The 13,718-nt window shown below is 52.0% G+C and carries 14 protein-coding genes; 3 read left to right on the top strand and 11 right to left on the bottom strand.

The annotated features are described in order from the left end of the window. Positions 1–4: 4 nt before the first annotated feature. Positions 5–487: a GNAT family N-acetyltransferase gene (locus tag AC236I_RS12510; protein ID WP_097357840.1), complete on the bottom strand. Its 483-nt coding sequence runs from the start codon at positions 485–487 to the stop codon at positions 5–7. Next, positions 478–756 (bottom strand): type II toxin-antitoxin system TacA family antitoxin, encoded by a 279-nt coding sequence (locus tag AC236I_RS12505; RefSeq protein WP_015584326.1) that lies wholly within the window; start codon positions 754–756, stop codon positions 478–480. The genes AC236I_RS12510 and AC236I_RS12505 overlap by 10 nt, the downstream gene beginning before the upstream one ends. A 641-nt stretch (positions 757–1,397) precedes the next feature. Between AC236I_RS12505 and AC236I_RS12500 the strand changes: the two genes are divergently transcribed. Further along, a complete protein-coding gene (locus AC236I_RS12500) occupies positions 1,398–3,323 on the top strand; it encodes a C1 family peptidase (RefSeq protein WP_487608822.1) in 1,926 nt (641 codons plus the stop codon). Between the two features lie 157 nt (positions 3,324–3,480). On the opposite strand, the gene AC236I_RS12495 is transcribed toward AC236I_RS12500, so the two are convergent. From AC236I_RS12495 to AC236I_RS12470, 6 genes are all read right to left on the bottom strand, one after another. Beyond that, positions 3,481–4,029 (bottom strand): hypothetical protein, encoded by a 549-nt coding sequence (locus AC236I_RS12495; protein WP_004862054.1) that lies wholly within the window; start codon positions 4,027–4,029, stop codon positions 3,481–3,483. Between the two features lie 164 nt (positions 4,030–4,193). After that, positions 4,194–6,023 carry a potassium transporter Kup gene (locus tag AC236I_RS12490; protein ID WP_404943822.1) on the bottom strand — a complete coding sequence of 610 codons (1,830 nt, stop codon included), beginning with the start codon at positions 6,021–6,023 and terminating at the stop codon, positions 4,194–4,196. 68 nt (positions 6,024–6,091) lie between these two features. Next, on the bottom strand, positions 6,092–6,592 hold the full coding sequence (locus tag AC236I_RS12485) for a DUF1003 domain-containing protein (protein WP_004862067.1): 501 nt from the start codon (positions 6,590–6,592) through the stop codon (positions 6,092–6,094). A 340-nt stretch (positions 6,593–6,932) separates the two neighbouring features. Beyond that, entirely contained in the window at positions 6,933–7,283 is a 351-nt protein-coding gene (locus AC236I_RS12480) for a YcgJ family protein (protein WP_032724357.1), read from the bottom strand. 143 nt (positions 7,284–7,426) lie between these two features. Further along, on the bottom strand, positions 7,427–7,861 hold the full coding sequence (locus tag AC236I_RS12475; protein WP_015584322.1) for a GNAT family N-acetyltransferase: 435 nt from the start codon (positions 7,859–7,861) through the stop codon (positions 7,427–7,429). Positions 7,862–8,136: 275 nt separating this feature from the next. Further along, positions 8,137–9,471 carry an aminotransferase-like domain-containing protein gene (locus AC236I_RS12470; RefSeq protein ID WP_100663662.1) on the bottom strand — a complete coding sequence of 445 codons (1,335 nt, stop codon included), beginning with the start codon at positions 9,469–9,471 and terminating at the stop codon, positions 8,137–8,139. Positions 9,472–9,574: 103 nt separating this feature from the next. Here AC236I_RS12470 and AC236I_RS12465 point away from each other — a divergent pair, with 103 nt between their 5' ends. Further along, complete coding sequence (locus AC236I_RS12465; protein ID WP_044351621.1) at positions 9,575–10,465, top strand: DMT family transporter; 891 nt, start codon at positions 9,575–9,577, stop codon at positions 10,463–10,465. A gap of 62 nt (positions 10,466–10,527) precedes the next feature. Here AC236I_RS12465 and AC236I_RS12460 read toward each other — a convergent pair whose 3' ends face one another. Further along, entirely contained in the window at positions 10,528–10,890 is a 363-nt protein-coding gene (locus tag AC236I_RS12460; RefSeq protein ID WP_044023608.1) for a glyoxalase/bleomycin resistance/dioxygenase family protein, read from the bottom strand. A gap of 109 nt (positions 10,891–10,999) precedes the next feature. After that, complete coding sequence (locus AC236I_RS12455; RefSeq protein ID WP_015584318.1) at positions 11,000–11,455, bottom strand: winged helix-turn-helix transcriptional regulator; 456 nt, start codon at positions 11,453–11,455, stop codon at positions 11,000–11,002. 142 nt (positions 11,456–11,597) lie between these two features. On the opposite strand from AC236I_RS12455, the gene AC236I_RS12450 reads away from it, so the two are divergent. Further along, positions 11,598–12,833 (top strand): MFS transporter, encoded by a 1,236-nt coding sequence (locus AC236I_RS12450; RefSeq protein WP_048023587.1) that lies wholly within the window; start codon positions 11,598–11,600, stop codon positions 12,831–12,833. Here the strand turns inward: AC236I_RS12450 and AC236I_RS12445 are convergent. Further along, positions 12,830–13,714 (bottom strand): LysR substrate-binding domain-containing protein, encoded by an 885-nt coding sequence (locus AC236I_RS12445; protein WP_048023589.1) that lies wholly within the window; start codon positions 13,712–13,714, stop codon positions 12,830–12,832. The genes AC236I_RS12450 and AC236I_RS12445 overlap by 4 nt on opposite strands. Positions 13,715–13,718: the final 4 nt, after the last annotated feature.

The following is a 13,718-nucleotide window of genomic DNA, read 5'->3' as shown; positions in this document are numbered from 1 at the left end:
ATTTTCATACTTTTATCGGGAACAATAATGTCAGTGTATTGATAATCGAGGGCTCGAATCCAAACCTGGTGTAAAACTCCCTGACTTCATCATTCAAGGCATGGACGAGAAGCGCCCTTACACCGACCTGAACTGCGATATGTTCTGTACGGTATATTGCATCCTTAAGCAGTGCCGCTCCGAGTCCCTTCCCTGCCCAGGCTGCATCGACCGCAAGCCTTCCCAGAACAATGACCGGTACAGCTTCAGGTGCATTACGACGGTATGCCCCCGGTACTGTGTTTCTGTGCACGCTCCCGGATGACAAGCTGTAATACGCGATGACCCTTTTTGTGTTTTCGGCACAGACCACAAAGACCCTTGAAATGCCTGTACTGTGGTTCTTCAGCGCCTTCTTCTTCAACCACTCGTTAAGAACCTGATCCTGACAACAAAATTCTGCTATGTTGTGTCCAGTGCTGAGTGGTTCCGGTGGTCTCATTCCCATGGCGATTTGCGGTTCATCAGGTTATCAATACGTGCCTGACGCTCCGCTGTCATAGGTGCGTCAAGCTCTTCCATGAAACTAGCAAACTGCTTATCGTCCAGCAGGAACAAGCGCTGATCCAACAGAATGTCCTGAGCTTCGCGACAGGCCACTTCAAGCATAAAATCAGTACGTGATTTAGATACAAGATTTGCGGCCATGTCGATAAGGTCGCGCTGGGATGTTTTCGCCCGAATGTTTATCGGAGCTTCACGAACGTCTGGTTTCATAGATACCTCATGTGTAGCAGTCGTATACACAATTATAGACTTTGTATATAAAATTGCTATACACATCTGTTGCGATTCAGGTCATTCTGGTGATGAATGGTCAGGCCAGAGTTTATATCCGGTGCCGCCATATCCAATACGATCGCTGTCGTTCTCCTGTGCCCTAAAAACCAGCCGTCCATTAAATGAAAATATGCGCTGGTATCCCGTAGACGGGATACCAGCGCATCACGCATCTGACTAATAAAATTTCAGTTCGGTCGGCTTGTCATTGCAATCACTGTCATCCTCGCCAATTGACGATTCTCGGCGCCCCGCTCTTCAACTCGTTCTCAGAGAGGTAAGTCAGTGGATTCGGAGCTGTGTCTCCGTAACGCAAAGCTTGCGAGGTAAAACGTTATCCAGTGGACGATGTTCCTCAATCGAATGCCACGGAGATAAGCCTGCAGGCAGAGAGGGTTTTATAAATGATTTTCTGCATCAGGCGTCATTCGCTACGAGGTATTGATGCTATGATCATCATTGCTCAGTTCGGTTGATAATGTGTTTCTTTTTGGAGATTGTTCGATCTGAACAATCCGGGCTGAGTTCCCTTCAGGAGATTCCTTGTTGAATACAACAAAATTCCTTTGGAGTCCGCTATGCCTACAAAGAAAAATAACCCAAACATAAATACCAACACGGTTTCTATCGGCGGTAGAAACTACCTCACACAGCTCAAACCGGGAAGTAAAAATCCAAGAGTACTGGATATTCTTCCCGACCAACCCGATATCAGGGATACGCTCTTCCAACCCAACTTGCGGGTATTAAGGCCGGAAATAAAACCGACTCTATCCTTCACTATTCGAGATCAAGGGAGAAATAACAGCTGTGTTGGTTTTGCGCTGGGGCATTATATCGATATTCTGATGTCCGCCAATAATGATCTAATAAATAATCGGGTCAGCGCACGGATGCTTTATGAAATGGCCAGGGCTAATGATGAGTGGGCAGAATCACCTCATGAAGGTTCCAGTCTGCGTGGGGGGCTTAAGGGCTTTTATCGTAATGGTGTCTGTAAGGAGAGTAGCGCGCCTGCTAATAAGAAATCCTGGACGTTAACCTATGAACTGGCAAAAGAAGCACGTGAAATCAGGTTGGGTGCTTATTATCGGCTGTTACCAGAACTTAGCCACTACCACGCAGCCCTGAATGATATCGGTGCTATTTATATCTCCGCGCAAATTCATAGCAACTGGTATGTTGTCAAAAACGGTAGCATCATTCCGGGCGGTGAGCCCTTTGGTGGCCACGCGTTCGTCATTGTTGGCTATGACAAAACCGGTTTCCTGATCCTCAACACATGGGGTGAGGAATGGGGAGATAAGGGCATAGCTCACTGGGATTACAAAGACTGGGCCGACACGGTGATGGATGCATGGGTTTTGCAACTCGGTGTGAATGCCCCCTCTGCCTTCGATGCTATCCCCAGAATGTTCACAAATGCTCCCTCTGGGCTTTTTGGTTTATCTTCCCCGACCCGGGATGAAATTCTCGGTCATTTTATCAATATTGATGATGGGAAACTAAAAACCACGGGTAAATACTTCTCTCCGGTTGGCCTCGAAATAGAAGAGACAGCAAAAAGATTACTTTCGCCTACTAGCAATAAGGGGGATGGATTTGATCATCTGGTTATTTATGCTCACGGAGGACTTAATTCCGAGGAAGCTGAGGCCAAACGCATTGCTAAATGGAAGAGGTCGGGGATTTTTGATGGCAACGGCATTTATAACTTTCATCTGATGTGGGCATCCGATTTTATTGGCGAAGTGTTTGGCGGAATTTCCGCCGCCTCAGATATTGCCGGAGTCAGCTTTAGTGATGATTTTATGTATGAAACAGGACCGGTAAAAGCCGCTGGGAGTCGCGCCTGGCGTAATATGAAAGGAGATGCTCAGGCAGCGTTCAGCGGCGACCCTGATTATGATGGCGGCTATCGTGGACTATTGCCATTGCTCAAAAAACTGGATCAGGCCAGGGTGAAAAAGATCAAAATTCATTTGGTGGGACACAGTGCCGGGTCAATCGTTTTGGGCAGGTTACTTACCACTTTCGGCCGTTTTGAGCTGAATACTCTCTGTATTGAGAGTATTCATTTGATGGCTCCAGCCTGCACCGTGGATTTTTTCAATGAACATTATCAGCCTCTGCTCACAGATAAAGGGAGTATAAAGCTAAACGATAAAATTTATCTGTATATGATGCAGGATGACCTGGAGTATAATGATATTGTTGGCCTGCCATCTGTCCCATGGCCAAAATACCGCCACTCCCTGCTGTATCTGGTATCTCGTGCATTTGAGGAAAGAAAAAATATGCCATTAGCTGGAATGGAAATTTATAAATCTGGAATGCCGAAAGGAAATAATTTGATAATCTATCATTCGCAAAGCAACGAGACAAAATCAACCTCTCACGGGGGCTTTGATAACGATTTAAGCACCATGACTACTATACTGAAATGTATTAAAGGGGGGGCATTATCCCACCTTCCCAGGGAGGATGATATGACGGGATATTAATCCATCTATACGGATAAAACATTGAGGTAGAGAGCGCCCGTTGTTATTCAAATCAGCGCATAACAACGGCCCTCTTAGACATTTTGATGACAGGCTTCTCCTTCTCTAAAACGAACGCTTATGTCATTTTCGAAATATACGCTTTCTCACGACTATTTTATCTAAAGCTCCACTGTGCCGTAATGACAAATACTGACGGTATGATAATGCCAACATCCATCCCAAAATAAGATGTAAAATTATACTGGAACCCATGATAGATATAGGGAGAAAAACCGATTCCTGTCGCTTTCTTAAAATCATGGTATGAGCCATGATCGCCGCAATCACTGAAAGCATCAAAGAAAAACTCACCGACATAGCCATATATTCCCTTGAAAACCCAGCCATTATCCCACCCTACCCAATCCCTTCTTACGCCGGCAGCCAGGCATCTGTCATCAAAGCTGTTTTTCATTGTGCCGAGCACAAAACTATATTTTGAATCATCAGAGAATTTTCGCTCCACGGATATGAAGTTATTTTCAAAATTCTCAGTATACTGCCCGTGGTTATGGGTTAAATGATAAACATATGAGCCCGTATTGATTGAGTACAGGTTTATTTCATCCGCCGAACAATACCATGTAACCAAATACAAAATTCCGCACCACAACCATGTGGTATATCGTTTACGGCCATCCGGTTTATATCGCGCATTATCCATACACCCTCACCTTGACTAACGTACTGAAAATGATGACTGATTTTCTAATGAACCGCTGATTAAACAATTCTACTAAGCTTTGACAATATGCTAATTTAGCGCCAACGCTGGCTCCGAAGCCGATAAGACCGCCGCCGGATGAACGCCATTTCTCTACCACCGCGCTAAATTGCTACCCGCCGACCAATTTCCACCACCTGATCGCCCGGCAAACGATAGTAATTGGTAATGTGGGTGCTGTTTCTCACCATAAACGCAAAACAGTTACGCTGCCACGCGACCATGCCATGCCCCTCGAGCGCGATGATCGTCTCGTGTCCTAGATACCAGGTGATCTCTTCTGGAACAAACGGAACCGCCAGTCCAGGGACGCTATGAAGAAGCTGCGAAATATGCGGTTGCTCCATAAAGCCATAATGCGCAACGCCCTGCAGATAACCCGGTGCCCGCTCGGTAAGCACCAGTCGCTTCCCCGCATCCACATAAGGGATGTTCTGTACTTCAATGGTCAATGAGATGACCTGCTGTTGCAGAGCGCGGTTACGCGCGACGTGCCAGCGCATAACCGGCGGCACGCCATTCTGACTACGGGTTAAAAACACCGCAGTACCCGGTACGCGAGGAATCTTCAGCCGGTTGATTTTCTTGAAGAACTCGTCAACATCCATCACTTTCTCATTAATCGCGCGTGACGTGGCCTTCACGCCGCGGTTCCAGATAATCATAACGCCGCAAACCACGGCTGCCAGCATAAGCGGGATATAGCCGCCCTCCATGACTTTGACCAGATTGGCAATCAGAAAACTGCTGTCGATCAGCAGAAAACTGATGGCAACCAGCGTACTGGCAAGCAGATTCCAGCCCCAGATTTGCCGCATAGCCATGAACAGCAGCCCGGAGGTCATCAGCATCGTCAACGACACTGCGATCCCATAGGCTGCGGCGAGGTTCTCTGATGATTTGAATGCAATCGCGAGACCGACGGTAACGATCATCAGCAGCCAGTTAATCGTGCCGATATAGATTTGCCCGTAGCTCTCCGCGGTGGTTTGTTTGATATGCAAGCGCGGAAACCAGCCAAGCTGAATCGCCTGTCGGGTCATTGAAAACGCCCCGGTAATAATGGCCTGACTGGCAATGATAGTGGCCAGGGTGGCCAGAATAACCAGTGGAATTTGCAGGAACGGTGGGCAAAGACGGAAGAAGATATTCTGTGAAATGTCCGCACCTGAAAGAATTATCGCTGACTGGCCCGCATAGTTGAGTAATAACGCCGGAAACGCCAGGCCAAACCAGGCCATCCAGATTGGTTTTCTACCGAAATGGCCCATATCCGCATAAAGTGCTTCGGCTCCGGTGACACACAGAAACACACCGCCTAATACCAGGAAGCTGCTGAACCCATTTGAGAGTAAAAAGGAGACACCGTAGGCAGGATTCATCGCCAGCAGCACTGCCGGGTGCTGGACGATACCCGATATCCCCAGCGCAGCAATCGCCAGAAACCACAACGTCATCACCGGACCAAAGATTTTACCTATTTTGGCGGTGCCGAATGGTTGAATAGCGAATAAAGTAACCAGGATCACTATCGTGGCAGGTAATATAAAAGAGTGTGCGTCAGGAAAGATAATATTCAGCCCTTCAAGGGCAGAAAGCACGGAAATAGCGGGCGTAATTGCGCCATCTCCGTATATCAGCGCCGCACCAGTCAACGCAGAAAATGTCACCCACTTACTATCTTTACCTTTATGTACCAACAATGACATCAGGGCCATGATTCCGCCCTCGCCATTATTATCCATACGCATGGCGAAGATGGCATATTTAACGGAAGTAACCAGAATAAGTGTCCAAATGATAAGTGATAATAAACCCAAAATGACATCGGGAGTGGGACTATCGCCGGATAACAGCAGTATCGTTTTTAGCGTATACAGTGGGCTGGTGCCAATATCACCAAAAACCACTCCCAGCGCTCCCCCTGCCAGCATGAGCTTTCCTGATGTCCTGTGGCTTACTGAGTTATTATTAGCCATAATTCCCCGTCCATCTGGCCGTTTTATTGAATATTCAGGTTCTGATGTTGGGCGAGCTGCAACGTTAATTTCTCAATGCGCTCAGCCATTTGCCGCGTCAGGTCCGTTAATTCGGTATTTTGCTGCAATAAAATCATCAACTGTTCTGATTGCCGCTGTGCGAGCCCCTGCCTTTGGCTTATATCTTCCGCCAGCTCTTCACGGTGCTGTGCATCGGCTAACGCGTGCGCCCCGTCACGCTCAGCCTGTCGGGTTTGTGCCAGCAGGATCAGCGGCGCCGCGTAGGCCGCCTGTAAACTGAAGGCCAGATTAAGCAAAATAAAGGGATAAGGGTCAAACCGGGTCCATCCGATAATATTGATAAGGATCCAGACAACGACAATGACCGTTTGTGCCACCAAAAACGTTGGTGTACCAAAAAAACGTGCGAATGCTTCAGCTTTCAGGGCAAACCATTCATCACCAAACGTATGCGAGTAGCGGGATAAGGGTCGATGAAAGCGGAAAATATCCTTCTTATTCATAGGACACCTATAAGAGAAGCTGCGTTCCTGAAAGAGAAAAGCGTTTGTTCTGTATTAAGAATATAGCTAAAGGTACCGGGATCGGCCTGGCCATCCTTATGAAAGGACGTCGGTATTTTCAGGAAAACAGCGCGCCGTCAGGCGATCGGGATGGAACACGCTCTGGGCAAGCGGCGCCTCATTGGCCCTAAGACCAGATCGGATGGAATACGTGGCGGCGACAACAACGGTTCGGGACCCGCTTTGCAGATGATACAGCGGGTTCAGAACAGGGAGCACAGGGCTGCAGCGAGTACATCCCGTGAATTCCCTGCCCTTCACCAAGGGTGAGCGGGAAGTCTTACTTCCCGAACAGCAGCCGGGTATATTTTGTCGAAATCGCACCGCTGTGTTTACCATCCGCGCCATAATATCGGTCTTCACGGCACAGCTTTTCCTTAATATCGCAGAACGTGCCACCGGCAAAGGTAAACGAAGTCGGGTCAAACTGCCCCTGTGAACTCAGTCGTTTCGCCGCTTCTTTGCCCAGATATTTCGCAGTCATGGCCTGAGAAACGCCGTCTGTCGCCGTGGCGCAGATATACTTATCGCACAGGACGTGTGCTTCCGGCGAGTGAAGGGAAACAGGTTGTTTCGCCCAGACGGGAATGGCTGCCGTCGCCAGCAGCAATGACAATAGGCATGGTTTCATGTTGATATGCACTGAATAATCCCGTTAAATATTTTATGTGTGTTTCGGATAATGCGCATTGCTCACGCTAAGCAATGTCAGACTATTTGAATATATTGTCGCTGTCTACATCAGATAATTCTGCAAGTCGGCAAACGGGCGGCTTATCTGATATAACCCTGCTCACGCATTCTTATTACAGCTTCATCACTCAGGCAGACCATACCCGTCGTCAGTAATTCAAATCCGTGACGCTGATAAAATCCGGTTTTATCCGGCACCGAATAAATAAAAATTTTCCCGTAGGGTAACAGCACATCACATATTGTCTGCATTAACTGACGGCCATAGCCCAGCCCTTGATAACGCGGATCTACGGCCACATCGGCCAGATAGCTACACCAGGTGAGATCGCTTATCGCTCTGGCTACCGCAACCAGCTGGCCGTTGTGGAAACCAAACCAGCAGAACGTACTGTGGCGAAAGGCCTGTTCAAGCAACGATATATCGCGTTGCCCCAGCCCGGAAGCCGCGATAAGTTCTGCTATTGCCCGCCAGTCAACCGAGTTAAGCCCCTCTTTACCTTGCAGCATCATCATTGTGGCATCCTTTAAAACCGCAGATATTAGCGATCGTTTATAGCAGGGAACGGCTGAAATTTATATGTGCGCTCAATCTTCATGCGCCCGGTCAGGACAGGATGAACGCTTGTGGCGCCTATTCTGGATACAGAGTAATAAGACTCAGCTCTAAGCCGCGGAAAATCTACGTAGCATGGCGATTTAAATAAGCAGGTTCACCATATTTATCACGCATCCCCCTTCTCCTGCCGCCGATACCCTATCCGGATCTCCCTTCCCTGCGCTTTTCCATGCTAACGATATTGTTCCGATTCGATAGCCTCGCGGACCTGAAGCAGCGCCGCTCTTAAATGGGTGATATTCACCGAACCAAGCGCAATCCGGATAGCCTGAGGCACCGTTTGTGAGGTACAGAATGGTTCAGCCGCTGAAACGGCAATATTTTTATCCAGCAGATCTTTGACCACCCGGTCGGCCCTGGTCTCATCCGGCAGAGGAAGCCAGGCAAAATAGGAGCCCGGATGGGCGATATAAGCAATATCCCCGAGCGCTTCTCTCAACACGGATTGCCGCTGGCGCGCGTCCCGTCGCTTCAGCATTTCAAAACGGGCGACGCTCCCATCCTGTATCCAGTTGCATACCAGGGTCGTCATAATTGATGGCGTGTTCCAGCTCGTTGCGCGGACCGCTCTCTGCAGGGCTCCTCGGTAAGCATCAGGACAGATAACCACGCCGACTCTCAGTCCGGTGGCCACATTTTTGGAAAATCCGTTGATGTAGAGAGTACGTTCCGGGGCAAAAACAGCGACCGGCGGAGGAGGACGATGAGCCAGATAGGCATACGCGGCATCTTCAATGATCACAAGGTCATGGGTACGGGCAATGTCGGCCAATATTTTACGTTGTCGTTGGCTCAGCACCCAGCCCAGCGGGTTATGTAACGTGGGCATGGTATACACGGCGCGCACATCTCGTTTCTGGCAAAGTTGCTTCAAGGCGGCGAAGTCCGGACCATCGGACAGCGAAGGTATGGCGATAAGTTCGAGATGGTAGAGCGCGGCCAGGGCTTTAAAGCCGGGATAGGTCAGCGCGTCAACGGCCACCACATCGCCTGGTCTGAGCAGGCCCATCACCGCGACAGCCAGTCCATGCTGGGCGCCGTTGACGATAATCACATTCTCCGCTGATGGCTGAAAGCGGTGCCCGGCAAGATGTCCGGCGATGATCTCGCGTTCGCTAAGCCGGCCGGCATGAGGCTGATAGCGTAAATGTGATTCAATATCACCGGCGGCGGCCACCCGTCGCAGAGCATCACGTAGCGCATCGCCCTGCCCAGGTAATGTCGGATAGTTAAAGTTCAAATCAAGGACATCGCTGGCCACCGCGTGCTGATCGACGCCGTGACCAGGCGGCAGCGCAATCTCTCTGACGAACGTTCCCCGCCCGGTCTCACCGCTGACCAGCCCCATCGCTTCCAGCTCTGCATAGACCCGCGTCGCCGTTGCCAGAGAAATATGCTCCTTTGCCGAAAGATCCCGATGAGTCGGCAAACGCGTCCCCGACGCGATATCACCGCGGCGAATCGACGCCGCAAACCGATCGACGATGGCTTTATAGCGGGCTTTCATCCAATGTATCCATGACAATAATTTGATTGTATCAGATGCGTGAGATTACCATCGGCTCACCAGATGCTCAAGATAATGAGTGTTCCCGCAACGTGAGGTCATAGTGGTAAATTCTACAGCATATAAAACGGCACCGGGTTCAGCTTCCGGCTGGCTAAATGGTTTGCTCGGCGTTGTGATATTCAGCGGGTCTTTACCCGCCACGCGGGTCGCCGTGGTCGATATAGACCCGTTTTTCCTGACCTTCCTGCGGGCAACGATTGCCGGGGCGTTGGCGATGATACTCATTTTTGGCTACCGGGAAAAACGCCCGCGTGCGGACCAACTTTTACCTCTGCTTGTGGTATCGCTCGGCGTGGTCGTCGGTTTTCCTTTACTGACCGCAATGGCGCTGCAGCACGTGACGTCGGCGCATTCCATCGTCTTTTTAGGGCTGCTGCCGCTGGCCACGGCGATTTTCGGTGTGATTCGAGGCGGCGAACGACCAACACCCATTTTCTGGCTCTTCTCTGGGATGGGGAGTCTGCTGGTCATGGGATTTGCGTTATCCCAGAACGCCGCCGTTTCGCTGACCGGGGATCTGCTGATGCTGGCCGCGGTGATGGTCTGCGGTCTGGGATACGCTGAAGGGGCAAAACTGACTCGCGTGTTGGGCGGCTGGCAGGTTATCAGCTGGGCGCTGATTATTTCCCTGCCCTTTATGCTGACAGCATCCATTCTGACCCTGCCGGCCTCTTTTAGCCAGATCTCTGCTTCCGCCTGGCTGGCGCTGGGTTATGTTTCACTCTTCAGCATGCTGATCGGCTTTATATTCTGGTACAAAGGGCTGGCGGCCGGTGGGATTGCCGCCGTCGGCCAGCTACAGCTGTTACAGCCATTCCTTGGGCTGACGCTATCGGCTACGCTCCTGCATGAAGTTGTCAGCCCGCTGATGATCCTGATCACCCTGGGCGTGATCTTATGCGTGATCGGCTCGCGAAAATTTGCCAGGTAACCTGCGGCCGGGATGATAAATAATCGCCGGTGGCCAGTCGGAAACCAATCGGCAAAGAGAAATCACCAGGCTTCTGGTTCCCGCAGCATATGGACAATATTGCAGGGGTTCATGATCCATCCCCCCTTAAACCCTTCCGGCAAGGGCTCAACCGCATCGCAGCGCACGACGCCGTGCTGTTCGATATGCTTTTCCGCGGCGTGAAAATCGGGGGTGAACAGCTCCAGCCAGACTTCCGCCTGACTGAGGCCCGGCGCTTCATCGATCCACAGTCGGTTTGGGCCAAGGATGAAGCCGGTGGCAGGCGCTTTGTCCGTAATCTCCGGAAGCCTGAGCGTTTGTCGGTAGAAATCCAGCGTCTGTTGATACTGGTGCGGGGGAACCTTCATCGCAATATCAATTCCCCCTTTAATTTCAGTATTCATAAAGCTGACCTCATTTCGCGGGATGAACATCGCCCGGTTCTGCGCGCGTGTTGCCAGCGCCAGGAAAGTGGAATGAGTATAGCTTACCGACGGCGCCGGACTTTCCGCGCTACTCGCCTTTCACCACTCGCCGACGATGGCAATCCTGCGGCGTCAGCGTTTTGCCTTCAGCAGAACGCACCTCCAGCGGCATAACCACCTGGTTCGATGCCTTATCCAGCAGTACCGAATGCACCTCTCCGCGTTCAAACATATAGCGCTCACCCCACTGCCGCATGGCCACCACGATAGGAAATGCGGCGCGACCGCGCTCGGTCAGCACGTACTCTTTATAAGCGCTCCCGTCTGAGGCCGGGCAGATCTCGAACACGCCCAGATTAACCAACTGTTTCAGGCGTGAGGCGAGAATGTTTTTTGCCAGGCCGAGATTCTTTTGGAATTCACTGAAGCGTCGGACATCGTCAAAGGCCTCACGAATGATCATCATGCACCAGCGTTCGCCGATTGCCTCCAGAGTCCTGGCGACAGGACATTCACCGTCGGTGAGTGATTGCTGCTTCGCCATACGGGCTCTCCTTCTTTCACTGGGCGAATTGTTCAGTCGCCAGAATAAACGCAAACAAAACTAGTTGCAAAAAAAAACTTCTACGTCTAATTATGAGTAATCTGGTTTTAAAAAGAAACCAAAATTGATACGGAAAAACACCATGAAGATGAAGCCAGGCCTGAAAGAAGAGACGGCGTTAACGTACTGCGTAGCAGAGTCGAATCGGGAAGAACAGCGGTTAACGCCCTGGCTCACCTGCCTGTTTTCACTGACGGCGGCGCTGGCCGTCGCCAATGTCTATTTTGCCCAGCCTTTGCTTGAATCAATGGCAACAAGCCTCAGCGTACAGTCCGCGACGGTCGGGTTGGTGGTGACCCTGACGCAGATCGGCTATGCGGTCGGTCTGCTGTTTATTGTGCCGCTCGGCGATCTTGTGAATCGCAAATATCTGGTTATTACCCAGCTGTTGCTACTGGCGACCGCGCTGACGGTCGCCGGGCTGTCACAACGCTGGTTTATGTTCCTCGGCGCCATGGCGCTTGTCGGGATGATGGCGGTCGTTGTGCAGATCGTGGTGGCCTGTACCGCCGCGCTGGCCGCCCCTGCCGGGCGCGGTAAAGCGGTAGGGATGGTCACCAGCGGCGTGGTGCTGGGGATTCTCCTCGCCCGCTTAACTTCAGGGGTGATTGCCGATCTTGCCGGATGGCGCGCGGTATATCTCAGCGCAGCCAGCCTGATGCTGTTGCTGGCCGCGGTGCTTGCTCAGGCGATGCCGGCCGTCAGAAAAACGCCCATGGCTGGAAGCTATCTGGCGCTGATGACATCGGTTTTCCACCTGCTGATGACGGAACCGACGCTACGGGTCAGAGGCGTCTTTGCTCTGTTGATTTTCGCCGCCTTCAGCGTTTTGTGGACCGCCCTGGTCTTACCGCTCAGCGCTCAGGGACTTTCCCATACGCAGATCGGCTTATTTGGCCTGGCGGGCATCGCTGGCGCCCTGGCCGCGTCAAAGGCCGGACACTGGGCCGATCGCGGGGCAGCGCAGCGCGTCACCGGCGTCTCTTTGGCATTACTGCTCTTTGCCTGGGCCCCGATCGCCAGGGCCGAAACCTCCCTGCCGCTGCTGGTCATCGGGGTCATCATGCTCGATTTCGCCGTACAGGCGGTTCATGTCACTAACCAGAGTCTGATCTTTGCCGCACGGCCCGACGCACAAAGTCGCCTGGTCGGGGCATATATGTGCTTTTACTCTGTCGGCAGCGCGCTGGGGGCCGTGGTGGCGACACAATGTTATGCGCACTGGGGCTGGAATGCGGTCTGTCTGGCCGGTGCGGGCATCAGCGCGGCGGCGCTGTTTTTCTGGCTGGGGTTACAGAAAAGATCGCCTGTCCGCTAGGTGTGCGACAGGGTGGCCAGGGCGAGATAGGCGGCGACGGTGCGACCCGGTTCGGTTGCACGGCCGATAATCACCAGATTCGCCGCCACTTCCGGTGCGTTAAGGCTACGATAGACCAGGCCCGGGATGTTAACCTGCTGCAGCGGCGCCGGAATTAGCGCCAGCCCGAGGCCCGCCGCGGCAATCGCCAGCACGCTCAGAGTACTGCCAGAACGATGGGCAACATGGAACTGGCTGCCCAGCATTTGCCCCAGCACAAGGTAAAGCTGTTCATGATTATCGTGAGTATCATGCAGAACCAGAGGCTCTCCGGCGAGCATCTCCACCGTCAAACAGGCGTGAGCGGCCAGCGGATGATCGTCTGCCAGCGCGACCATCATCTTCCAGCGCCCCGCCTGATATACCGTGATGCCGGGTGAATGGGTGGTACTATTATCGGGTGTGTAGCCAACATCTATCTGCCCGGCAAGAATCGCCGCCACCTGCTGCTGCGGGCCGATCTCCTCAATCGTCACCTCCGCATCCGGGTAGCGTTTTCTGAACTGACGCAGATCGCTCATCATTTTACCGCTGAAGATTGCATTGCCGGCAAATCCGACCCTTACACGCCCCGTTTCGCCGCGAAGGGAGCGCGCCACGGCCAGACGGGTATGCTCGACCTGGTCTAACGTCCGCTGGGCCTCTGCTTGCAGCAGTTTCCCGGCATCGGTGAGCTCAACGCGGCGGCTGGTGCGAATAAACAGCGCCCCGCCCAATTCCGCTTCCAGCGCTTTGATCTGCATGCTGAGTGCGGGTTGAACAATATTCAGCCGTTCGGCCGCGCGTCCGAAGTGCCCTTCCTCCGCCACGGCCAGAAAATAGCGCAAATGACGTAACTCCATACAC

The sequence above is a fragment of the Klebsiella sp. Sb-30 genome (genome assembly GCF_057652795.1).
The sequence above is the reverse complement of the archived record's forward strand: the minus strand, read 5'-3'. Positions and strand labels throughout refer to the sequence as shown.